The following is a 24,845-nucleotide window of genomic DNA, read 5'->3' as shown; positions in this document are numbered from 1 at the left end:
TCACCATGGGACCGATGAGCGCCAGTGCATTCGACTTGCCAACAACCGGGCATGAGAACGTACATAAATCTCATTCACATTCTCCTAGCGGTATGCCATTTGATGCAGCGATTGCTAATGATGAGCGCTTGATCGAGATGTTGAAAGAGAACGGTAAGATTGCCAAAGATGCCACACCTGCGGAAGCTGAGGAAGGGTTAAAGAAATTCCTCAAGTCTAAACAAACTTCTGCTGAAAAAGCCAAAGGGCAGTTCGATGATGAAGAAGCTGAGACAAAGAAAGAATTGAAAAAAGCTATGGAGAATAATAGCTTAACGAAAGGAAAAGGTAATAAACTTGGACAAGCTGAAACTCCTGATGGTGTAAAAGAAGAAGCCTATAACGGAGAAATGCGTACGGATAAGGTTCTCGTCCTTTTAGTCGATTATCCAGACAAGCCTCACAATTCTCTATCTCCTGAGGAAACTGATATGCATTATGAGGGCGAAGATGCCTACTCACGTGAGCATTATCAGGATATGCTATTCGGTACAGGTGGCTGGACAGGTCCAGACGGGGAAAACTATGTATCTATGAAACAATATTATGAACAGCAGTCTGGTGGAAGTTATTCTGTCGAAGGTGAAGTAGCTGGCTGGTACACGGCTAGTCAACCTGCTGCTGCCTATGGCGGGAACTATCCAACAGAAGATGATAGTGATGTTAATGCTCGCGGTCTAGTCAAAGAAGCTCTTGAAGCTGCTGCTGCTGATCCAGAAGTAAAGCTTGCTGACTATGACAAGTGGGATCGTTATGACCTAGACGGTGATGGTAACTATCTCGAGGCTGATGGATTGGTCGACCACTTAATGGTCATCCACTCTGGGGTTGGTGAAGAAGCTGGTGGAGGTTCCCTAGGTCCTGATGCGATTTGGTCACACCGTTGGAATCTTGGTGGAGTCTTCGCACTTGAGGATACACAAGCAGCTGTTCCTTACTGGGGCGGTGCTATGGCAGCCTACGATTACACAATCGAGCCTGAAGATGGTGCTGTCGGAGTTATGGCACACGAATTCGGACATGACCTTGGTCTTCCAGACGAATACGATACTCAGTATTCAGGAAAAGGGGAGCCGGTCAGCTACTGGTCCATCATGTCAAGCGGAAGCTGGGCTGGTGACATCCCTGGTACGATGCCGACAGGATTCAGTCCTTATGCAAAAGAAATGCTGCAAACTTCTGCTGTCGTGGACAGTGAAGGTACCCAAGGAAACTGGTTATCTGGTTCAGAAATTAATGTAGAAGATGTCAAACAGGAAGGCATGGAATTCTTCTTAGACGAAGCCAACACGAAAGGCACGAACGATGACGTCGTCAAAGTCAACTTGCCACAAAAAGAAACGGTCATAAACGAACCGGCCAGTGGTGAATATGAATACTTCTCTGGTAGTGCTGATGACTTACACAACAATTTAACAACTACTGTAGATTTAACAGGCGCCGAGAGTGCTGAATTCAACTTCAAGACTTGGTATGACATTGAAACAGACTGGGATTATGCCTACGTTACTGTAAACGGGGACCCAATCCCAAGTGATATTACAACAGATACTAACCCGTATGGCTCTAACCTAGGTCATGGAATTACAGGAAGTTCTGAAGGCTGGATCAATGCTTCCTTCGACCTTTCTGCTTATGCAGGTCAGGAAGTTGAAGTGGCCATTGAATACGTGACAGATGCTGCTGTATCGAACCCAGGCCTCTATGCTGATGATCTTTCAATCGTCGTTGACGGGGAAGAAATTGTCTTTGATGATGCAGAAGGTGACTCAGAATTCGAGCTTGATGGTTTTACGAAAAATGATGGAATCAAACGTTCTGATCACTACTACCTGCTTGAATGGCGTACTCACAACGGTGTGGATGAAGGATTAGCCAACATCCGCCGTGGAGACAGTCTCATGACATTCGATGACGGACTTGTCGTCTGGTATGTGGATAATCAATATTCCGAAAACTGGACAGGGTTCCACCCTGGAGACGGGTTCTTAGGTGTTGTGGATGCAGACCAGCGCGTAAACAAATGGAGTGATGGTAGTCTTGGGTTGACTCGTTATCAAGTCCATGATGCTGCTTTCAGCTTGGATAAATCTGAAAAAATGTATCTAGACTACACGGATCTTCTTGGTGTAACCATGAAAGATAACTACACGAAGCGTACTCCTCTTTTCGATGACAGTGCAGACTACTCCAACCAAGGTCTTGTAGATGCAGGACGTAACGTTCCTGAATACGGACTTAAGTTCAGAGTTACTGGTCAAAGTGAAGATGGTACGGTTGGTAAAGTCTTGATTTTCAAATAATAGGAAGAACTCAAAAAGTCATTGAAGATTAATTCTTCAATGACTTTTTTTATACATTAACTTAGCAATCCATGCAAAATTTCAGCTACAAAAGGTGGGGTTTATCGATCATGACTTTTTATAGTATAGTTTATTCATTTCACCACTTTTTCTTAAAATTAAAATACAAACTCCATGTGAATCAAAAAATCCCAAGCCGCTTTTTTGTTCGAATCCGTTCCGGAGGCTCTGTATATACCATTTCTCCTTCTAGAACAACGTGAGCATTTTCCATGAATTGATACATAAGATCCGTACCGAATTTTTTCTCAATTTTACTGTAAGCTTCTTTCATGAAAAAACCACGCTTTTTCGTATCACGGGCATCGGAGGCCACCAGGTGAGCTAAATTAAACTCAATCATTTGGTAAGAAAATTTTTGGACTTCCCCTTCCTAACTTACCAGCAATACTGGCAGCGCTGACTAGCGTAATAGCTCCATTCCTAACAAAGTTATAGAGCTCGTTCGGTTGCTCACGAAGAGTTTTATTACGCTCAGGATGGACGAGCACAGGTTTATAACCCAACATTTGAATATCATACATCACTTGGTTTGTATAATGCGGCAGGTCGTGGTTCGGTAATTCAAGGAACACATAGCCACTATTCTGATTGATAGGGAGAACTTCATCTTTTAAAGTCTCCATGTCTCCATTGACCTTTATTTCTTGTCCAGGTAGAACCGTCAGATCGATGCCCTGTTTAAATAATTCATCATTTAACTGAGCAGTTTTCTGCAGGATTAACGATTTTGGATTGTTGTACTTTCTATGAAGGTGATAAGGGGTTGCAACCATCGTATCAATACCCTGCTCGACAGCTGCTTTCGCCATTTCAATACTTTCATCCATCGTCTGAGGTCCATCATCAAGTCCAGGTAAAATATGACTGTTCAAATCGATCATTTTATCCACCCCTATGATTTATTTCGAACCTACATTCATCAGTTTCTGTTCATTACGCGACTTGATTATACGTTGAAAGTAATCCTTGTTGTCTATGTTACGAAAAATAGGTAAGCGATTTTAGAAGTCAGTTTCCATTTGGAGGGCCTGCTCTCACTAACCTTCCCTTTTGTCACTCACCCTTTATAGTTCTTAAGAAAGAACAATAGATTAAGTAATACTTCTTTCCTTAACCTTTAATTCCTGCAAAAAGGTTGTCTAGATATATAGAATTATCTGGTCAATGTTTAATTTCTATATAACGAACCCTACATTATAATTACCCTGATATTATTCCTCAACACGGCCTCCAAAATATAGACAGAGAGTACCACGAATTAATAATCCAGAAACACCTTCGTTGTCGCTTGTCCATATTTAAATTACCTTTTTCTCTTATAAACTATATACCACAAAATGGGAAAAGTAGTCATCTTAGAACAGGAATGATTCATATAAGAAATGTACAAGCATGAAGATAAAATACGATGCACAAGTACAGAAATAAAAAAAGCGCAAGCCCCTAAATTACAGGCTTGCGCTCTTGTTCGTCATGATTAACCATTAATCCAATCCGTATGGAACGTACCTTCTTTATCCACACGCTGATACGTGTGCGCACCGAAGTAGTCACGCTGTGCTTGCAGCAAGTTCGCTGGAAGCTTGGCTGTACGGTAGCTGTCATAGTACGCAAGCGCACTGGAGAACGCAGGTACCGGTACACCGTTTTGGATCGCAAGAGCTAGAGTTTCACGAAGCTCTTTTTGATAGGATGTTGCGATGTCCTGGAAGTACGGATCAAGAAGCAGGTTCGTCAGGTTCTCTTCTTTGTCGTACGCGTCTTTGATCTTCTGAAGGAACTGGGCACGGATGATGCAGCCGCCGCGGAAGTTCATCGCGATGTCGCCGTACTGTAGGTCCCAGCCTTTTTCTTCTGACTGTGCACGCATCTGTGCGAAACCTTGCGCGTAGGAGCAGATTTTACTCATGTACAACGCTTTACGCAGTGACTCGATGACTTCTTCTTTGTTTCCATCAAAAGTGACTTCTGGACCATTCAGGTATTGGCTCGCTTTTTGGCGTTCTTCTTTCATCGCAGAGATGAAGCGAGCGAATACGGATTCTGTGATGATCGGTAGTGGAACACCAAGGTCAAGGGCACTCTTACTTGTCCATTTTCCTGTTCCTTTTTGACCGGCCGTATCAAGGATGACTTCAACAAGCGGCTTGCCTGTTTCTTCGTCCACCTTTGTGAAAATGTCTGCAGTAATCTCGATCAGGTAGCTGTCGAGTTCTCCTTCGTTCCACTCTTTAAACACTTCGTGAAGTTCTTGTGCAGACAATCCAAGTACATTCTTCATGATGAAGTACGCTTCACAGATCAACTGCATATCACCGTACTCAATGCCATTGTGAACCATTTTCACGTAGTGACCGGCACCGCCGCGGCCCATGTAAGCAGCACATGGTGTACCTTCAACGTTCGCTGCGATCGCATCAAAGATCGGTTTTACCTCAGCATACGCTTCACCCGGTCCTCCTGGCATGATGGAAGGTCCTTTACGGGCACCTTCTTCACCGCCGGAGAATCCTGTACCGATGAAGTGGATGCCTTTTTCTTCTAAGTATGATGCACGGCGTTCTGTATCTTCGTAGTACGTGTTTCCGCCGTCGATCAGCATGTCGCCTTCTTCTAAGTGAGGGACGAGGCTTTCGATGACTTTGTCTGTTGTGTCGCCTGCTTTGACCATCATCAAGATTTTACGTGGTTTCTCAAGAGAAGCGACGAATTCTTCGGCACTGTAAGCACCAGAAATATTTCCTGTATTCTCATCATTTCCGACCAGTTCGTCTACACGGTCTGTCCAGTAATCATAGACAGACACAGTGTAGCCGTTATCCTGGATGTTCAGGGCAAGGTTCGCCCCCATGACTCCTAAACCGATGACTCCAATATTCTGCTTATCCATGTTCCGATCAAATCCTTTCCATTCTATCTGTAAAAAGTTCTTACCACCATGTATAGCCGTCTTCGTTCAATAGCTTCTCAGCTGCTTCCGGTCCTTCAGATCCAGCTTGATAGCCGTGAAGAGGGAGAGCGTCATTTTCGAATGCTTCCAAAATTGGCTGAACCCACTTCCAGGAAAGTTCCACCTCACTCCAGTGAGCGAAATAAGTGGAGTGCCCCTGCATGGCATCTTCCAATAGGTTTTCATAAGCCTCTGGTTGGGCATCCAAGTTTTTAGAAAAATTGATGTACGCTGGTTCGAACTTCTCATTCGAATCGTCTTTCAAGTTGATGCGCAGCCCGACACTTTCGTTCGGATTGATTTCGATCATCAACAGGTTGGACACTGCTCCTGCCGCATCTTCATCATCAGCAACCTCGTTCTTGAACTCAATGATGATGCGTGTCGATTTTTTCTCGAGGCGTTTCCCTGTACGAATGTAAAAAGGAATGCCTTTCCAGTAATCGTTGTCGATGTACAAACGAGCAGCGAAGTACGTGTCGTTGTTCGAGTTTTCCGCAACACCGTCTTCATCTAAGTAACCTGGGATTGGTTCTGCGTTCATTTCACCCGCTTCATACTGTCCACGCACCACATGTTTAGAGATTTCATCTTCCTCCACAGGACGCAGCGATTCCATGATCGCTTTTTTCTTTTCTTCAATTTGTTTCGGCGTCAATTTTTCCGGGTGATGAAGGGCGGTCATCATCACTAGCTGCAGCAAATGGTTCTGTACCATATCACGAATGGCTCCAGCCTTGTCATAATAACCTGCTCTCGTTCCAACACCGACCGTCTCACTCGCTGTAATCTGAACGTTCGCAATCTGTTCATGATTCCACAGGGCCTTCAAAATCGGGTTCGGACGGATCAACGACTCAAGGTTCTGCACCATCGGTTTTCCAAGGTAGTGGTCGATACGGAAAATCTCTTCTTACTGGAATACTTTTGTCAGCTTTTTATTTAAATGACGTGCAGAATGCAAGTCACTTCCGAATGGCTTTTCAACGATCAGACGCTTCCAGCCACTCGTGTCTGTGATCCCATTTTCGTGAAGAGAAGCCGCGATCGGCTCAATCAACTTCGGTGCAACCGAAAGATAGAAAAGACGGTTTTCTGGAATCGAAAGCTCACTTTCCCTTTCTTCAATAAAGGCTTTCAATCCTTGATAAGATTCATCCTTCATCGCATCGAAAATGAAATAGCGGAAAGAAGCAAGGAACTCGTCCAAATTCGATTCGTCTACATCTCTTCTTGAGAAAGATTCCAGAGACTCTTTAATGATGCTGTGGAAATCTTCCTGCGAATACTGTCTACGTCCAAGGCCTACAACGGAAAGGGAATTCGGCATTTTCCCCTCGATATATAAATTATAGAGAGCGGGATAGATTTTACGTTTCGCCAAATCACCGCTTGCTCCGAATAAAACAAAGGTCATGTCGTCCATCATTTCTGCGGTATCGATTCCATGACTTTTCGTGTTGAGTTGGTCCATGATTCGTGTTACCTCCTGTACTTTTGCGCTTTTATTAGTATAAAGCATGAGCACCAAATATGTAAGTGAACAGGCTTACGCCAGGAACACTGTTTTATTGTTTACCTCATTCATCACATTTATGAAATGTGTCTAAAATGTGTAGTTGGCCATGAAAATTATTTTACTGAAAATTCGGCTGTTTTTAAAGAGGCAATAGGAGGCACACAATCCGCATCAGGCTTAATTTCAGCGATGTGAGAAACGTGACGCTTTGTATGTCGGCTATACTCTTAGTGTGAGCGTTTTCACTCTTATTTGCAATAGATTGAAAAAAATTTTCATATTATATTTGAAAAATGAAGGGGGGTTGGCTCTAAAATAGGTAATTTTTTGACTTTGATTGATATCCTGCTTGGGTTCAGTAATCCTTTACCTATTTTGAGGGATTTCCAATTCCATTTGAGCGATACAAGCTCGTCTTTAGCCTAAAAAATAAAAAGCCGAATGCTCCCGTATCAGGAAGCATTCGACTCTTCTTCAGCATGATCCGCTTGTGTATTTTTTCGATTACGAATGATCGGAACAACGAACGATAGAATACTTACGATGTAAAGTCCTATAGATACCGGGTCGGAGATGAGAATCATCATGTCTCCACCTGCAGCCGTAAGCGACTGTCTTAATGACTGCTCCATCATACCACCGAGAATGAAAGCTAAGATGAACGGAGCTGCCGGGAAGCTGAATAGTCTCATTAAATATCCGACAAAACCGAAGATCAGCAATAGATACAAATCGAATGTACTGAAGCTTATGGCATAAACACCGATCAAACTGAAGATCGCAACTAAGGAGATCAGCATGGGCCGTGCGATTTTCAATATTTTTGCGATGTATGGAATGAGTGGTAAGTTCAGAATCAATAAAAAGATATTTCCAATATACATACTAGCAATGATGCCCCAGAAAACTTCCGGACGATCAGCCATCAGTAGTGGTCCCGGCTGAATACCTAGGACGAGGAATGCGCCCAACATAACAGCTGTTGTTCCGGACCCTGGTATACCAAGGCTCAGCAATGGAACAAAGGCACCACTGGTCGCTGCATTATTGGCCGTTTCCGGTGCAGACAACCCTTTGATCGATCCTTTCCCGAATTCTTTCGGGTTTTTAGCGATTTTCTTTTCTGAAATATAACCGATGAATGAAGCGATGGTTGCGCCTGCTCCTGGCAAAACACCAAGAATGAAACCGAGGAACGACTGCCTGCTCATAGGGCCGCGCATTTCTTTGAAGTCCTCTTTGCTAAGCTTCAAACTTCCAATGTCCCCCTGATTTTGCAGTGATTGATCTTTACGCTTTTTCACAAGAAAACAAATCTCAGCCAATGCAAACAATCCTAGCGCGATGACTAGAAAATCGATTCCTTCCAATAAGTTGGGATTGCCAAACGTAAAACGGCTTGTTCCCGTTTGGCCGTCGATTCCAATGGTCGCCACTATAAAACCGACGGTAGCTGTTATTAAAGCTTTGATCGTTGAGCCATCGGATAGACTTGCAATAGCAGTCAGACCTAAAAACATGAGGGCAAAATATTGAGGCGGACCGAATGAAACGGCGACGGCAGATAAGGCGGGAGCGAACAACATCAGCAAGACGACGGAAACCGTTCCTCCGACGAAGGATGATATCGCAGCAATCGCCAATGCTTTTCCTGCTTCCCCTCGCTGTGCCATCGGATAGCCGTCAAAAGATGTGGCTACTGTCCCTGATATCCCTGGTGCGTTCAAGAGAATCGAAGACGTCGATCCACCGAATACAGCCCCGTAATAGACACCCGCCATCATCACTAAGGCGACAGAGGGGTCCATTCCATATGTGATCGGAATCATGATCGCAATCGCACTGATTGGACCAAGTCCCGGCATCATTCCAATGAGCGTACCAGAGCTACGACACCGATCAGAACGAACAAAATCCCCTGCCAGCTGAACGCGACCTGAACTCCCTGCATTAATCCTTCCATTGCACCCATGGTGACTCACCTCCTTTTAAAATGGTAAAACTCCTTGTGGGAGACGGATTTGTAGTAAGTAATTGAACGAAAGGTACATAATCAGTGGAAATAGAACCGCAACGAGGATGGTGGTCACAAGCTTTCTGTACCCCAGGAACCAGGAACAGGCAATAATGAATAGCATAGAACTCAAAACGAAACCGATGATCTCTAATAGGAAAATATAAAGAAAGATCATGCCCCCAACCGCGAGTAAAACGAGCATTTCTTTTTTCGGTACTTGACGTTTTTCTTTTTCCTCTTCTGTCTCTGAGGATTTATCAAAGAATAAAAAGACCGCAAGAATAATCAATAAATAGCCCAGGATCTTTGGAACGAAATCCGAATCGACTGGCACGTAAGGGTATTCCTTTAAGTTATAGGTCAAATAAAGATAACCAGCAGCGAACAAAATCAAAAAGATACTCACTTTCTGGTTCAACGTTTTCAGCAAGAACATCACCTTCAATCTAATAGAAAAGGGCCTGCGTACAGACCCTTTCTATCTATTATTGATTCAACCCAAGCTCTTCCATTAAGCTGCCAAGTTCCTCTCTTTGTTCATCCATGAACTGGCTGTACTCTTCACTATCCATGTACATTTCATCCCATCCATAGTTGTTACGTATCTCAGCAAATGCTTCCGAATCACTGACTTCTTTCAGCTTTTCTTCATAATAAGCGACTTGACCTTCCGTCATATCTCCAGGTCCGAAGAAACCTCTCCAGTTAACGAATGTGGCATCAATGCCCTGTTCTTTTGCAGTTGGGAAGTCTTCAATAACTTCTCCTTCCAGACGTTCTTCTGCTGTAATTCCTAGTACACGAACTTTTCCTGCTTTCACTTGTTCGACGGTTTCAGCAATGCCAGTTGAATAAACGTCTGCACTTCCGTTAAGGATCTGTGTCATCCCTCCGCCATCTTGAGCAGAAACATACTTGATTTTTTGAATGTCGACACCTGCTTTTTTAGCGATGGTGACAAACTGCATGTGGTCCATAGAGTCAGGAGAAGACGTTCCAACGACCGTTACGCTGGAAGGATCGTTTTTCATATCTTCAAATAGCTCGTTCAAGTCCTGCCACTTTGCGTCATCTGCGACTGCGAATGCTGCATAATCAGCAATCATGTTGGAAAGTGGAGTGAAATCTTCATGAGACAAATCCGACTGTCCATTCAATGGAACGAAAATCAATGGAGGAGAAGAAACGAAAATATTGTGTGGGTTGTTCGTACTGTTTATGTAAGACCAACCCACAGCTCCACCGCCACCTTCTTTGTTGACGACCCCGACGTTCTGCTCGGTGATTTCTTCTTCTTCAAGAATTTTTCCGACAGAGCGGGCCGTCGTATCCCAACCACCGCCGGCACCAGCAGGAGCGACAATTTCAATATTCTTGCTTGGCGTCCATTCACCATCGCCGCCATCCCCGCTCGTTTCCGAAGAGTCACCGCCACAAGCAGCTAAGAACAAAACAATCAACAAACTTCCAATCATCCATAAATGCTTCTTCATATAATGAATCCCCTCTCTTCTTGCTATTTGATGATAGTTTATAAGAAACACCCAAAAATGTAACCGTTTTCAAAATAATCAAAATTAAAAGCATAAAACCAATTAACCAAATAAAAATCACGGAGGTTAACATGGATAAAACTGTAAGACCTGGTCACCCAATTCTTGGGTGACCAGGTCTTACAGTTTTATCCTTTCCCCATATTTCCTTTCCTCCATTTCAATCAAAAAAAGACTCGTCATTTCGACGAGTCTTCTCCGCGCTCTACCTTTTATAATATTTTCTCTGAGGCCTGCCGACTTTTCCGTAGTTCATCTCTGCCTTGCCTTTCCCAATGCTGATCAAGTACTCAAGGTATCTTCGAGCAGTCGTCTTAGATGCCCCCATTTGAGCGCTTGCCTGTTCCGCTGTCAATCCGCTTCCCCCAGCATTCGAAAGCATCCCTTCTACTTTCTCAAGAGTCAGCGGATCTATCCCTTTTGGAACAGTTATGGAAGTGGCAGCCGTTTCATTGGAAGATTTGATCAACTGATCGACGGTCGCTTGATCAAAGGTATCGATTTGAGACATACGATTCTTCCGTTCCTGATAGCTTTCAATCGTCTTCTGGAAACGCTCCATTGTGATCGGCTTGATGATATAATCGAACACGCCATACTTCAGCGCCTTTTCCACGACTTCTTTTTCTTGCGCGGCCGTGATCATGATTACATCCGTTTGTGGTGCATTGGAACGAATATCATGCAGGAGGTCGACGCCGAGCTGATCAGGCATATACACATCCAACAAAAGAAGATCCGGCTGTTGTTCCTCAAGCATCTCTAAAGTTTCTTCAGCATTCAAAGCCTTTCCGACAACTTCTACACCATCCACCACTCGCAAAAATTGCGCATGCAGTTCAGCCACCCTGAAATCATCTTCACTGATCATCACCTTCATCAGGTCCACCTCCTGTATGTTTTGGTAAAAAAATCGAGAACACAGCACCACCATCGGCACTGTTATCCACTTCCATCGTTCCAGACAACCGCTCGACAATCTCCCTCACATTATGAAGACCATACCCCCGATGATTTCCTTCTTTCGTAGAGAAACCTCGAACAAACAAAGAAGTGTACACATCTTCAGGAATTCCCGGTCCGTTATCTGACACTTCAAAAACGATATCATGGCCAACATCCGTCACAAAAAACTCGACTCGCTTCTCCTTTTGACCACTCACTGCTTCAAAAGCATTGTCGATCATGTTTCCTAACATCGTGACTAACTCTGTCCTTGTGATATGTGGAGGAACTCGTCCTAACTCCGAATCTTCTTGAATAATGAACTCCACTTTCTGCTCAGAAGCCGTGCTCATTTTCCCCGTAAGGATTGCCTGAACCGTTTCATCCCGGATCCGGTCAAAAATCATAGTTTGATGCTTTTGCGACATATGGAAATCTTCTTCGATCATTCCCATCGCCTCTTCCTGTTTGCCTAACTGCAAAAGCCCAAGCAGCACATACATCTTGTTGGCATGCTCATGTGTTTGGGAGCGCAGACTTTCCGAATGCCTTTTTACTTCCGATAAAGTCTGGACCATGTTCCTGACCTCTGTCTTATCACGAAAACTGGAAACGACTCCGGCTACCTGTCCTTCATGCATAATCGGAGTCCGATTGACGATGACGACCTTATCGAGTAGAATCATCTCTTCGTCCCTTGTCGCCTTTCCTGTTTCAAGCACTTTCAGCATTTGCGTATTCGGAAAGACCTCAGAAATCATACGCCCCTCGGCTCCCTCTGACAAGTTCAAAAGATCGATCGCAGACTGATTGATCATCGTCACCCGGCCCGCTGCATCAATGGATATGATCCCTTCTTTTATAGAAGAAAGAATGGCTTCACGCGTTTGGTAAAAGGAGGTGATTTCATAAGGTTCGAGGCCGAGCGTATCTTTCCTTATACTCCGCGCCAGTAAAAGGCTTCCGACAGCCCCGACCACCAATACAAGGACCGCGACACCAAAAACGTTCTCAAGCTTATTCCACACAATGGAGCGAACGTCCTCCAGCAAAAATCCGACCGACACGATGCCAATAATATCCCCGTTCTCACCAATAATCGGCGCTTTCCCTCTCAAGGAAGGACCAAGCGTACCTTCTGCTTTTGATATGTAATATTCTCCATTCTTCAGCGCTCGTTCGTTGTCACCACCAACCATACGCCTGCCGATTTTCCACTCGTCGGGATGGGCATAGCGGATGCTGTCCTTATTTCCGATCACAACAAACTCCGCCCCGGCCTCCTCCTGCACACTCAAAGCAATCGGCTGAATGACTTCAGATGGGTTCTCTGTGTCAAACGCTTCTTTAATGGAAGGCATAAAAGAGACCGTACTGGCGACCTGAAGGGCGAGCTGTCCCATTTGGTCTTCGACATCTCTTTTTTCCATATAGGCAAAAACACCGGATAACAACCCGATCACTAAAACAAGTAAGGAAAGAATCAACACCATAATTTTCGTGCGCAGGGAAACTTTCAATGACATCTCCACCTATGAAAACGTTATCTCAATCTATCGTAACATAGGAGAAGATTTTAGAGATTGCTAAATTCTGAATTTTTCATCTTCTGAAAACTCCTATACTCATTTTTCCTCATAAAAAAGGAGAAAGAAACATCCAGGCATTCTTTATCCTCTCTAATATTATGGCGCCTTACATTTAAGTTTTTTAACATAATATCCCATATGATACTCCTAACCTAGTAATATATTCCATATGATACAATTAATTAATAAAGGGGGGGATTTGTCTGTGCTAAAAACCCTACTAAGCATCATAACCATCTGCACCTTTGCCATATTTGGGTTATGGATCTATGAAAGCATGACGACTAAAGAAACTTCAGGCAATCCATATAGTGAAACGATTCCCAGTCAAATGGGAGAACCTGATTCCAGTGAATATATGTTCACGGAACGCTTTCCTTACACAGAAGAAGAAATCTTAGAAAAAACAGGATATGGCCCTAAAACAGGAGAAGGGTTTAACAGCAGTAATATGATCTCCCCAATGGCTGATTTCCAAATCAACCAGCCTGGAGAAGAACAAGGGACATACATTGAAGGGGTCCCCGAAGGTCATACAGTCAAGGTAGAACTGATTGAACGGACGAAAGAATTAGCAGAAATAAATAAGGTAAAAGAAGTGACGTACGAAGAAGGCGAAAAAGGACTCGTCACCACCCTTCCGGATAAAAGAGACCAACTTTATTCCCTAAGTGCCGAGATGATCAACGGGAATGGAGAGGTCATCGATACTTCTGTTGGTATTGTCTATGTACCACCCGAGCCTGAAGTGAATGCAGAAGTTTCTATCGACAAGACTTCCTACTCTCCCACCGACACCATGGATTTCAGAATCACCAATTTCGGTCCTTCCAGTTTAAGTTATGGAGTCAGGTTCATCATTCAATCTTATGAGAATGAGGCATGGAAGACTGTCGAAGGACCAGAAGCAGTCGTAGCTATGGAATATATTCTGCTACCAAAGGAATCAACCACCTATACTGTCAAACTAGAATCCTACGATCTTGAAAAAGGAAAACACCGAATCATCAAGCGTCTGAGTGTTTCCGATACAGAAGTGGAAGAAGGATTGGCTGCCGAATTTAATATCCAATAATAAATGCACCTTAATATTTAATAAAAGTGGAGCCCTGGGACCAATAGGTCCAGGGCTCTACTTTTTATGAGTTCAAGAAATTCAAAGCGGCTTGCCTATAGATTTCAGTGGTCTCTGCGAGTTCATCGAGATCCACATATTCATCAATCTGATGCGGAACTTCGCGGTCCCCTGCTCCAATCGTAACGATTGGAACACCTGCTACATGTAAAAACGTACCGTCTGTTGCACCAGGGACGCCGTTATACACTGGTTCTTTTTTCAAAACCGTGCGGACTGCTTCTGAAATAGCGGTGACGACAGGTTCATCTTTCTCCGTCGATGTCCAAGGGCGATCCTCAATGACAGTGAAATCGGCTTTGAAATCCGGATCATCCTTCGCAAGCCGATCTAATATTTGCTGGAGTTCTTCTTTCAATACCTCATGGTCCTGACCATGAACGGTGCGAATATCCAGTGTTGTCATGCACTGTTCCGGGATGACATTGATCTGGGCATCCCCTTTGGCCGGAGATTGTAGGATGGTTGGGGTGATACTAGGCCATCCCAGGGTTGAATGCTTCCCAAGCCGCTCCTGCTCCCGTTTCTCCAGTTTCTCTAATTCGACGATGATCTTCGCCATCCGCCAGTTCGGATTAATGCCGCTCCATGAAATTGCTCCATGTGCCATTTTCCCATAGGCATTCATTACCACTCTCATGGCTCCACGCTGGGCGATGCACACTTGATTCTCTTCAGGTTCACAAATGATGGCTCCATCTACTTCATCAGCCCATCCTCGCTCGATAAAGTGTTTGATTCCAATCATCATTCCTTCTTCATCACAAGGAATACATAAAAGGATTTTTCCGGACCATTCTTCTTCGTCTTCTATAAGAGATTGGACAGCTGTAATCATGCAGGAGAGATTTCCTTTCGTATCATTGGTTCCCCGCCCGTACATCCGGCCACCGACAATCTCAGCACCAAAAGGATCATATGTCCAAGACCCATGATCTCCTTCTGTCACGACATCTGTGTGTCCTTCGAATAAAAGCGTTGGTCCTAGCTTTCCAGAGTCAATGACACCGATGACGTTCGGACGCCCCGGCTCCACTTCCTCCACATGAACTTCGATGCCAAGTTTTTTTAGATGGTCGGCAACATAATGAGCCGCTTTCTCCTCGTTACCACCCTCCACTCCAGGTACTGTACACACTCGGGATACGGACAAGCTCTTGAGTCAGAGAGATGACCCTTTTTCGATCACGTATTTTTCTCGTTTCGATTTGTGTATTGGGCATAAGTCACATGCTCCTCTCTAATTGGTCATGAGAAATGGCTTGGCTTTGAATGCGCGATTTGGTCAATAAACTAATGGTGACAAAAGCAACAAATGAAAGGAGAATCGGGACGACGACGTTATGCATTCCAAACAGGCTCGGGAAAAATTGGTCGACAATGATATAAGAGACAATACCGACGACCATCGATGCAAGCGCGCCGTATTTATTCCCGCCATCCCAGTAAAGTCCTAGCACAACCGGCCAAATAAAGGTCGCTTCAAGACCCCCGAATGCAAATAGGTTCAGCCAGATCAGTAAATCCGGCGGACTCAAGGCCATAAGAAAAACTAAAATTCCAAGGATGGCCGTAACACCAAAACTCATCCGCTTCACTCGTGTATGCGATGCATCCGGCTTAATGTAATTTAAATACACATCTTTCACAACAGCAGAGCTGACAAGGAGCAGCAAGGAGTCCACTGTGGACATGATAGCTGCCATAGGAGCAGCTAAAACAATACCGGCAAGCCATGGCGGCAGAACTTCCTGGGCAATCAAAGGCATCACTTTGTCTCCAACTTCAATACCAGGAAGGATTGGTCGGGCGAATACTCCAATCAAATGCATGTTCAACATGATGAAACCTACAACAATCGTCCCGATAATGAGAGCACGGTGCATGGAACGAGAATTTTTATAAGCCATAGCACGAACGGTTACCTGTGGCAAACCGACGACAGCAACACCGACGAGAATCCAAAAGGAGGAGACATAAGTCGGACTTAATCCACCATCTGCGCCGTACGGAGTGATGAGGTTCGGGTTCTCTGCCGTAAGGTCTGCCATGATGTTGTCGATTCCGCCACCTGCCATGATGGTCGCAATCAGCAGGATAAGCGTGCCTCCGAACATGACAACTCCTTGGACCGTATCAGTAAGAGCGACGGCTTTGAATCCACCGATAATGACATAAACAAGAACGGAGACAGCAAAGGTGAACAAGGCCGTCGTATAATTCAACCCGGTAAGCGATTCAATCAAACGCGCTCCCCCGACCCACTGGGCAGCCATTGCAGAAAAAAGAAAGACAATGATACTAAAAGCTGCTGTCAGTACGACCCACTTACTTTGATAGCGACCTTTCAAATAGTCGATGAGCGTGACCGCCTTATATCGACGCGCCATGATGGCAAACTTTTTACCTAGAATCATCAAGACAAAGTAACCGGTAGCTACCTGGGACATGGAAAGGAGCACCCAGCCGAAGCCTTGAGTATAAGCCACGCCCGGTCCGCCAATAAAACTGCTCGCACTTCCATATGTAGCGATCATCGTCATGGCGAGGATGAACCCTCCGAGCTGTCTTCCTCCAAGGAAGTACTCCTGTAGAAAAGAATCGCCCGTCGCATGTTTAAGGGAACGACTTGACCAGAAACCGATGGCAAAAATCACAACCAGGAAAATAGCGAGTGAGATTATGACCGGTGTGTTCATGTCCGTTCACCATCCTCTTCATCAAAAGGCACTTCCACAAACCAGACCTTCACCACAAAAATGACGAGTAAAGTCATAATGATGAATCCTAACACACAACTGTAAAAGAACCAGGAAGGTAACCCGAAGACATAGGAGTAGTCTTCGGGTGTTCGATCTCCGAGACCGTAAGCGAAAGCAAACCACCAAATGAAATTGAACACAGCAAGAGCGACCCCAATCAGTGCTTCCCTGTTGGCAATCCTGAACCGATCATCCTGTTTTCTCTTCCTTTCTTTTTCCAAGCCCCCATCTCCTTTTCATATAGAGTTAAAAAACTCCAACGTTAGAAGTTTTCATTGATTCATAAGGTAATAAAAAAAGTACGTTTACATCTTGACCGCAACATTCTTCAGGATCGTATAGTTGTTCAATGCTTCAAGGCCCTTCTCCCTGCCAAAGCCACTTTTTTTGTATCCACCAAAAGGCATCTGGATGCCTCCCCCAGCTCCATAGTTATTGATGAATACCTGTCCGGCTCTTATTTTCTTAGCCAGCCGGTGAGCTCGTCCGATGTTTTCCGTCCATACCCCTGTCACCAATCCATAAGGGGTGTCATTGGCCAGATGAATGGCTTCTTTTTCTTCTTTGAAAGTGAACACGCTGAGCACTGGTCCGAATATTTCTTCCTGCGCTACTTCACTTTGAGGATCAAGTCCATCAATGATGGTCGGGGCAAGAAAATATCCATTTTCACATCCATCTACATGGACGCGCTCCCCTCCTGTTAAAAACGATGCGTGTTCCTTCTTCGCAATGTCCAAAAACATTTCAATCCGTTCGTATTGCTTTTGCGACAATACGGGACCCAGGTCAGGGTCATCCAACCCTCTCCCCAGCTTTAAGCTCTCCATTTGTTTCTGGATTCGTTGTAAAAATTCTCCCTTTATTCCTTCTTCAATGAGAAGACGCGAACCAGCCGAACACGTCTGACCGGCATTCTGGACAATCGATTTGACGATCCACTTCGCAGCCTCGTCCAACTTGGCATCAGCAAAAACGATATTCGGGGACTTGCCTCCAAGTTCCAACGTGACAGGAACAATATTCTTTGAACCTGCTTCCATGACAAGCCTCCCCGTCTGGACAGAACCGGTAAAGGTGATATGGTTGACCTCTGGATGATGAATCAACGCATCCCCGGCTTCTTTTCCGTAGCCCGTAATGACATTGAATACACCTTTAGGCAAAGATGTTTCATCAAAAAGTTCTGCGAGTTTAAGGGCTGTAAGAGGTGTATCCTCCGCCGGCTTTACGACAACAGTATTCCCTGTGGCAATGGCAGCAGCTGTACTCCGTGAAGTGATCTGGATCGGATAGTTCCAGGGAATAATATGAGCCGTCACTCCCACCGGCTCCCTCACCGTGTAATCCAATACATCCGACTGGACCGGGATCGTTTCTCCAAAAATCTTATCAGCCATGCCTGCGTAATATTCAAAATAACGGGCAGCAGCTTCCACATCCCCTCGGGCTTGAGAAATCGGCTTTCCTGTATCCTTTGTTTCCAGTTGAGCGAACTCTTCAGCCGATGCTCTGATCCTTCTTGCCATGTCAAAAAGAATCCTCCCGCGCTCTTCAGCGGCAAAGTCCTGCCATTCCTCCGATTCAAAGGTATGTCGTGCGGTCAATACAGCTCGATGAACATCGTCTTTGCCACCCCTTGGTACTTCTGCAATGACTTCTTGGGTCGCTGGATCTTTCGTAGCTACCGTTCTTTTATCCTCACTTTCTACCCATTCACCACCAACATACATGTGCTTCATACCTTCATCCCTTTCCTCTTATTAAAGTCCTCGTCCGCCGTCAACGTTCAGAACACTTCCTGTCACCATCCGTGCACCGTCAGAACTCAAATAAAGGGCCGCTTCCGCGATATCTCCAGGAGTCACCAACTCCCCTAGAGGCACACTTTTCTTAAACGTATCTTCTTTCACCTGATCTACGTCACCACCTTCTGGGCTGAATTTCCCCAGCATACTTGTATCTGATGGACCCGGATTGATTGCATTCACACGGATTTTGTATTCAGCCAGTTCAATGGCGAGCGCTTTTGTAAAAGCTAAAGCGCCTCCTTTTGATGTGACATAGGCATTCAAACCCGGCCGCGGACGCTCAGCGGCAATAGAAGCAACATTGGTGATTACACCAGCACGCTGCTCTTTCATTCCTTTTACCACTTCTTTGTTTATAAGAAATAAAGAAGTCGTATTTACAGCCAAAAGACGATCCCAGTCGGCCACTTCCACTTCATCAATCGGTGTCGCAGGCTGAGCGATTCCTAGAGTATTCACTAAAATGGAGATAGGTCCCAGAAATTCCGTCGCTTTCTCGATAGCCTCCCTCACTTCTATTTCCTCTGTAAGGTTTGCGGAAATGACCTCGAATTGATCGCCGTATTCGTTTTTCCACTTTTTCACCTGATCGACCTGCAGATCAAGAGCCGCTACTTTCGCTCCTTCTTCTAAAAACCGTTTCGTAATGACTTGTCCCATTCCACCATTAGCCCCTGTCACGACAACATTTTTGTTTCGAAAATTCATAGAGTTATCCTCCTACATCTGATGGTAGATTTGTTTGACAATAGCGTCACCGGTTTCAAACGTTTTCGCGCTTCCTCCCATATCAGGAGTCAAAGCTGTCCTCGTTTCTATGACTTGTTCAATGGCGTTCATCACTATCAAACTCAAGTCTTTCCTTCCTAAATGCTCCAACATTAAAGCCGCCGACCATATTTGAGCAATCGGATTGGCCATTTGTTTTCCTGTGATATCAGGAGCAGACCCATGAATCGGCTCAAACATGGATGGAAAATCCCCTTCTGGATTAAGGTTGGCGGATGGTGATAACCCTAATCCACCAACAAGCGCTGCTCCAAGATCTGTTAAAATATCGCCGAACAAATTGGAAGCAACAATGACGTCAAAGGATTCCGGGCGCTGGACTAAATGTGCAACCAATGCGTCAATATAAACATCCTCGACTGCTATTCCTTCATAATTCTTAGCCACCTCTTTGACTGACTCATCCCACAGTCTCATCGAGTGGACAATCGCATTGGATTTCGTCGCATTCACGACTTTTTTTACATCGCTTTTCTGAGCGTAGTCGAAGGCATAGCGGGCCAATCGCTGCACACCTTTTTTCGTTATCACCGTATTTTGAATCGCCAGTTCATCAGATGTTTCTTGATACAACCGGCCACCGATGTTGGAATACTCGCCTTCTGCGTTCTCTCTGAAAACGTAGAAGTCTATTGGTCCATCCGCTTGAATGGGACTTTGTACGCCAGGCAATTGTTTGATCGGGCGAAGGTTCACATATTGATGAAAGTTTTTGCGGATTGGCATGATCAGGTCCCAAATCGGAATGTGTTCAGGGACACGCCGGTCGCCAATGGCCCCGAAGAAGATCGCATCATACTCTTTTAAAGTGGACAGACCGTCTTCAGGCATCATGCGTTTGTGCTTCAAGTAATGTTCAGAATTCCAGTCAAAGGATGTCGTCTCTAACTGGAAGGACGAATCTGCTTTGGTTAAAGCGTCCAAAACTTTCATCCCTTCCTCCACGACTTCAGGACCAATGCCGTCTCCTGGCAGTACAGCTAATCGATAAGTTTTCACATAACCCCTCCTCGTCTTTCTATTGAATGAACCACAGGCTCAAAAATGGTAAGAATGAAACGATCAGTACATCGATAATCATAATGATAATGAATGGGATGATGGCTCGAACTAACTTTTCAAATTTTGTCCCGGAAATATTTGCAGCAACGAATAAGTTGACTCCCACAGGAGGAGTAATAAAGCCGATCGCTAAATTGACGATCATAATAATGCCGAAATGCGTAAGATCAATGCCCATCGCATTAGCGATAGGAACGAGGATCGGTGTCAGTATGATGATCGCTGCTGATGTTTCCAAAAAGATCCCAACAAATATGAGTAAGAGATTAATGATCAACAAAGCGATGATCCAATTATCCGTCACTCCAAGCATCGTTTCTGTCAATTGGGCGGGGATTCGTTGGCGCGTCAAGTAATAACCGAAAGCAGATGCACCCGCGATGATGAACATGATGACAGCTGAAATGACGACAGATGAGGAGAAGATTTCGGTCAAGTCCGGGAGTTTGATTTCTCTATAGATGAAGACTCCAACAATCAATCCGTAAACAACAGCCACAACCGCTGCTTCAGTAGCGGTGAAAATTCCACCATAGATCCCTCCCAAGATGATGACAGGCATCAAAAGAGCTAAGATCGCATCCGCAAACGCTCTCAAAAACTCTTTAAAGGAGTGGGACTCACCGCCCCCATATCCCTCTTTCACAGAAATGAAAAAGACTAAAACAATCAAAGAGCCGACGACTAAAACCCCTGGAATAATTCCAGCAAGGAACAAATCGCTGATCGAAACGCCGGCCGTTACCCCATAAAGAACAAGGGGTACACTCGGAGGAATCATGATTCCTACAGTCCCTCCAGCCGCTTGCAAAGCAGTCGAAAAGCTTTTGTCATAGCCTTTTTTCACCATTGCAGGGATCAGCAAAGAACCAACGGCTGCAGTGGTAGCCGCGGCAGATCCCGAAATCGCAGCAAAAAAGGCACAGGCAACGATGGAAACAATGGCCAAGCCGCCTCTGACTCTGCCGACAATGACATCAGCAAAATGAATCAACCGCCGGGAGATGCCGCCGTTTTCCATTAGCTTTCCAGCTAGAATGAAAAAGGGAACCGCTAATAATGGAAAAGAGTCGACCGAATTGAACATGCGCTGAACAATAACGATGATCGATAAATTCCCCTCAATGAGAAAAACGATGGTCGCCGCCATTCCGAGCGTGACAGCAATCGGGACATTGATTAAGAAAAGGATAATCAAGATACTAAAGAGCAGGATCGTCATGAGATTCGCCCTCCTTTTTCAACACATCTGAAATGGTATTGGCGAGTAGGTTAATGATAAGAAAAATGCCACTGATCGGAATGACAAGGTAGACAAATCCCATCGGCAGATCGAGGACGGGTGATGTCTGGCTCGTTGATTTATTTACAAGCTGAAATCCGTAAATGACAAGGATGGAAAAAAACGAAAGACTGACGATGCCTGCGAGAACGGCCATGATTTTTCTCCCTAATAAAGGAAAGGAATTCACGAAAAACTCCACGCCCAGATGGGCTCTCAGCGACATGGCATAAGCCGCCCCCAGAAAAGTGATCCAAATCAGGCAGTACCGAGCCAATTCTTCCGTCCATGCCAATGGCTGTTCAATAAGAAAACGGAAGACCACCTGCATAAATACAGAAACGGTCAATACAGCCAGCAAAAGATTCAGGAAATGTTTCATCCCCAGGTTTATGTATTTTAAGAACGATTGGATGATAACTCCTCCTCTCTGAATGAAGAAAAAGGGAAGGGAAAAACTCACCTTCCCTGTTCCACATTACTCTTGCGCATCAAGTATTTGGTTCAATAAGTCCTGATATTCGATTTGATCATACACAGGTTTCACGGCTTCCTGGAAAGGCTGTGTATCGACTTCTTCGATGATCTGCATACCTTCATCCTTCAATGTTTGCAAGGACTCTTTTTCCATCTCTACAATCATTTCTCGTTCCATCGCACCGACTTTCTGTCCTTCTTCCATAACGATGTCACGGAGTTCTTCCGGAAGTTCATCGTAGGTTTGCTGACTCATCATATAAATGGCAACGGAATACACGTGGCCTGTTAACGTCATGTGTTCCTGGTTGGCTTCATAGAGCTTGAACTGGTCGGCAACAATCGCCGGGTTCTCCTGTGCATCCACGACTCCTTGCTGCAGGGCCGTCAACGCCTCTGTCCAAGCCATCGGTGTCGGCTGCGCTCCTAATTCCTCGAAAGCTGCCAAGTGAATTTCGTTTTCCTGGGTACGGATTTTCAACCCTTCCAAATCGGCAGGCTTTTCAATTGGACGCACACTGTTCGTCACATGTCTGTAGCCGTTTTCTCCCCATGAGAGTCCGATGATTCCTTCTTCTTTCATTGTGGAAAAGAGCGTATCTCCTACTTCCCCTTCTAAAACGTTGACCGCCTCTTCACGATTCTTAAAGATAAATGGAGCATCAAGGACGGCCAATTCTGGAACAAAATTCGTGACAGGAGCGGTTGATGATACGACAAGGTCTACCGTTCCAAGCGTCATCCCTTCCGTCAGTTCGCGCTCTGCCCCGATTTCACTGTTCGGGAATACTTCGATTTTCACTCGTCCGTCTGTTCGTTCTTCCACGTTTTCCGCCATTTCAAGGAACCCTAAATGATAAGGGTGATCCTCTGGTAAAGAATGACCAGCTTGGAGTGTGTATGTTTCATCGCCGCCATCAGAAGAAGCATCATCACTTCCACATGCAGCCAAAACCATTAAGAATAATAGAGAAACCAACCAAAACGATACTTTTTTCATTATTCCGCCCCCTATACCCTATCGAAAATCTTTCCAGGGTTCATGATTTGATTCGGATCAAGCGCCATTTTAATTTGCTGCATCACTTCAAATGAATCTCCATGTTCCAACTTCTGGTATTTCATTTTCCCGACTCCTACTCCATGTTCTCCCGTACATGTTCCCCCTCTTTGAAGGGCATGATGGACGATCGCTTCATTGAACAGATCCGCTTTCTGCTTCTCTTCCGAATTGTCGGGATCAATCATAAGTAACGCATGAAAATTCCCATCCCCCACATGACCAAGTAAAGCACCATCAAGTGAAAGCGCATCCATTTGTTCGCGTGCATGTTGGATGCCACGCGCTAACTGAGAGATCGGCAGACAGACATCAGTGACCATCATTTTCTTCCCAGGATGTCCGTGAACGAAAGAATACGCAAGGTTATGACGCGCTTCCCACAACTCATTTCTTCCTTTCACATCTTTTTCAAACTCGATATCCATTCCATCTGCATCAGCTAATAACTCTTCAGCAAAAGAAATGTCATGCTGGACACTCGCTTTATTGCCATGGAATTCGATGAATAAGGTCGGTGCTTCCCTGAAATTCTTATCATTCGACTCGTTTACTTGTTTGATCGATACCTCGTCAACGAGCTCCACCCTTGCGAGCTCAATGCCTGCAGATAACAAGTGAATGACTGCTTCCACCGCTTGATTCAAATCCCTGAAAGATACACGGGCAGCGACGATTTTTTCAGGAATTCCGTAGACCTGAAGCGTGAGCTTAGTAATGCAGCCGAGGGTTCCTTCTGATCCTACAAACAGACTGCTCAAGTGGTATCCAGAGGAAGACTTCGCTGCGTGTGTCCCTGTTTGAATGACCTTCCCATTCGGAAGCACCACCTCTAAGCTCCTCACCTGGTCTTTCATCACTCCATACTTCACAGCGGTCGTTCCACTTGCATTCGTAGCGGCCATTCCACCAAGGGTAGCGTCCGCCCCTGGATCAACAGAAAAGAATAGACCATACGGCTTTAACTTCTTATTCAGCTGCGACCGTGTCACACCAGGATCGACCGTTACAAGGAAATCATCCGGTTTGACTTCGATTTGCTGGTTCATCAATGAAAAATCAAGACTGATTCCACCGTGGTAAGGAATCACATGTCCTTCCAGACTTGTCCCCAATCCAAATGGAACAACAGGAACTTGAAATCCATTGGCTATCTTAATGATTTCAGAAACTTCCTCACTCGTTTCTGGAAAAACGACTACATCAGGGTTCCTTGGTTCTAAGTAAGCCTCATCTTTACTGTGCTGAGCCAAAACCGTCTCATTTGTAGTGACCCGATCCTTTGCAGTGGTTTGAATCAGTGCTTCAATGACTTCTATCATCTTTCTCCTCCTTTCCTGAATTTTTCCTGAACTTCAATGAAGATCATTTTCAATACATGACCGATAAATAAAAGCTATTGACGTGTACATCATATGTATGATGTATTATATACAGTATATTATCTGAATATTCTAACGATGTAAACGGCTTTCTATGTAAAATTCTG

The 24,845-nt window shown here is 44.9% G+C and carries 18 protein-coding genes and 3 pseudogenes; 2 read left to right on the top strand and 19 right to left on the bottom strand.

Annotated features, from left to right (window positions below):
- Positions 1-5: 5 nt before the first annotated feature.
- A complete protein-coding gene (locus LC065_RS08155; RefSeq protein ID WP_371933448.1) occupies positions 6-2,342 on the top strand; it encodes an immune inhibitor A domain-containing protein in 2,337 nt (778 codons plus the stop codon).
- A gap of 181 nt (positions 2,343-2,523) precedes the next feature.
- Here the strand turns inward: LC065_RS08155 and LC065_RS08150 are convergent, their stop codons facing one another.
- From LC065_RS08150 to LC065_RS08110, 9 genes and pseudogenes are all read right to left on the bottom strand, one after another.
- Positions 2,524-2,745, bottom strand: a complete 222-nt coding sequence (locus LC065_RS08150; RefSeq protein ID WP_306163880.1) for a CpsB/CapC family capsule biosynthesis tyrosine phosphatase — start codon at positions 2,743-2,745, stop codon at positions 2,524-2,526.
- Positions 2,738-3,286, bottom strand: a complete 549-nt coding sequence (locus tag LC065_RS08145) for a tyrosine-protein phosphatase (RefSeq protein WP_306163879.1) — start codon at positions 3,284-3,286, stop codon at positions 2,738-2,740. Before LC065_RS08145 ends, LC065_RS08150 begins: the two co-directional genes overlap by 8 nt.
- Before the next feature lie 596 nt (positions 3,287-3,882).
- Entirely contained in the window at positions 3,883-5,295 is a 1,413-nt protein-coding gene (gndA, locus tag LC065_RS08140) for an NADP-dependent phosphogluconate dehydrogenase (RefSeq protein WP_226592346.1), read from the bottom strand.
- A gap of 40 nt (positions 5,296-5,335) precedes the next feature.
- A pseudogene (zwf, locus tag LC065_RS08135) lies at positions 5,336-6,781 on the bottom strand (glucose-6-phosphate dehydrogenase).
- Between the two features lie 545 nt (positions 6,782-7,326).
- Positions 7,327-8,846: pseudogene (locus LC065_RS08130) on the bottom strand (tripartite tricarboxylate transporter permease).
- Positions 8,847-8,862: 16 nt separating this feature from the next.
- Entirely contained in the window at positions 8,863-9,327 is a 465-nt protein-coding gene (locus LC065_RS08125; RefSeq protein ID WP_371933422.1) for a tripartite tricarboxylate transporter TctB family protein, read from the bottom strand.
- A 49-nt stretch (positions 9,328-9,376) separates the two neighbouring features.
- Positions 9,377-10,384, bottom strand: a complete 1,008-nt coding sequence (locus tag LC065_RS08120; RefSeq protein WP_306163878.1) for a tripartite tricarboxylate transporter substrate binding protein — start codon at positions 10,382-10,384, stop codon at positions 9,377-9,379.
- 265 nt (positions 10,385-10,649) lie between these two features.
- Positions 10,650-11,324, bottom strand: a complete 675-nt coding sequence (locus LC065_RS08115; protein WP_226592354.1) for a response regulator — start codon at positions 11,322-11,324, stop codon at positions 10,650-10,652.
- Complete coding sequence (locus LC065_RS08110) at positions 11,305-12,915, bottom strand: ATP-binding protein (protein ID WP_264187840.1); 1,611 nt, start codon at positions 12,913-12,915, stop codon at positions 11,305-11,307. Before LC065_RS08110 ends, LC065_RS08115 begins: the two co-directional genes overlap by 20 nt.
- A 268-nt stretch (positions 12,916-13,183) precedes the next feature.
- Between LC065_RS08110 and LC065_RS08105 the strand changes: the two genes are divergently transcribed.
- Positions 13,184-14,053, top strand: coding sequence for an immunoglobulin-like domain-containing protein (locus LC065_RS08105; RefSeq protein ID WP_306163877.1), 870 nt, complete (start codon positions 13,184-13,186; stop codon positions 14,051-14,053).
- Positions 14,054-14,117: 64 nt separating this feature from the next.
- Here LC065_RS08105 and LC065_RS08100 read toward each other — a convergent pair.
- The 10 genes and pseudogenes from LC065_RS08100 to LC065_RS08055 all read right to left on the bottom strand — a co-directional run bounded on the left by LC065_RS08100 (position 14,118) and on the right by LC065_RS08055 (position 24,678).
- Positions 14,118-15,336, bottom strand: a pseudogene (locus LC065_RS08100) (M20 family metallopeptidase).
- Between the two features lie 3 nt (positions 15,337-15,339).
- The gene (gene panF, locus LC065_RS08095; protein WP_226592362.1) at positions 15,340-16,812 is read right to left on the bottom strand and encodes a sodium/pantothenate symporter; all 1,473 of its coding nucleotides are present in this window, start codon (positions 16,810-16,812) and stop codon (positions 15,340-15,342) included.
- Positions 16,809-17,096, bottom strand: a complete 288-nt coding sequence (locus LC065_RS08090; protein ID WP_226592363.1) for a YhdT family protein — start codon at positions 17,094-17,096, stop codon at positions 16,809-16,811. The genes panF and LC065_RS08090 overlap by 4 nt, the downstream gene beginning before the upstream one ends.
- Positions 17,097-17,180: 84 nt before the next feature.
- Positions 17,181-18,617, bottom strand: coding sequence for an aldehyde dehydrogenase family protein (locus LC065_RS08085; protein ID WP_226592365.1), 1,437 nt, complete (start codon positions 18,615-18,617; stop codon positions 17,181-17,183).
- 21 nt (positions 18,618-18,638) lie between these two features.
- Positions 18,639-19,394, bottom strand: a complete 756-nt coding sequence (locus tag LC065_RS08080) for an SDR family NAD(P)-dependent oxidoreductase (RefSeq protein WP_226592366.1) — start codon at positions 19,392-19,394, stop codon at positions 18,639-18,641.
- Positions 19,395-19,406: 12 nt separating this feature from the next.
- Positions 19,407-20,474: a tartrate dehydrogenase gene (locus tag LC065_RS08075; protein ID WP_226592368.1), complete on the bottom strand. Its 1,068-nt coding sequence runs from the start codon at positions 20,472-20,474 to the stop codon at positions 19,407-19,409.
- A gap of 19 nt (positions 20,475-20,493) precedes the next feature.
- A complete protein-coding gene (locus tag LC065_RS08070) occupies positions 20,494-21,759 on the bottom strand; it encodes a TRAP transporter large permease (protein WP_226592370.1) in 1,266 nt (421 codons plus the stop codon).
- Positions 21,740-22,201: a TRAP transporter small permease gene (locus LC065_RS08065; protein WP_264187863.1), complete on the bottom strand. Its 462-nt coding sequence runs from the start codon at positions 22,199-22,201 to the stop codon at positions 21,740-21,742. Before LC065_RS08065 ends, LC065_RS08070 begins: the two co-directional genes overlap by 20 nt.
- 96 nt (positions 22,202-22,297) lie before the next feature.
- Complete coding sequence (locus LC065_RS08060; RefSeq protein WP_226592372.1) at positions 22,298-23,296, bottom strand: TRAP transporter substrate-binding protein; 999 nt, start codon at positions 23,294-23,296, stop codon at positions 22,298-22,300.
- Between the two features lie 11 nt (positions 23,297-23,307).
- Positions 23,308-24,678: an FAD-binding oxidoreductase gene (locus LC065_RS08055; protein WP_226592374.1), complete on the bottom strand. Its 1,371-nt coding sequence runs from the start codon at positions 24,676-24,678 to the stop codon at positions 23,308-23,310.
- Positions 24,679-24,845 lie beyond the last annotated feature (167 nt).

The sequence above is a fragment of the Halobacillus litoralis genome, from assembly GCF_020524085.2.
Lineage (GTDB): Bacteria > Bacillota > Bacilli > Bacillales > Halobacillaceae > Halobacillus > Halobacillus litoralis_E.
This window is presented reverse-complemented; position numbering and strand designations above follow the sequence as displayed.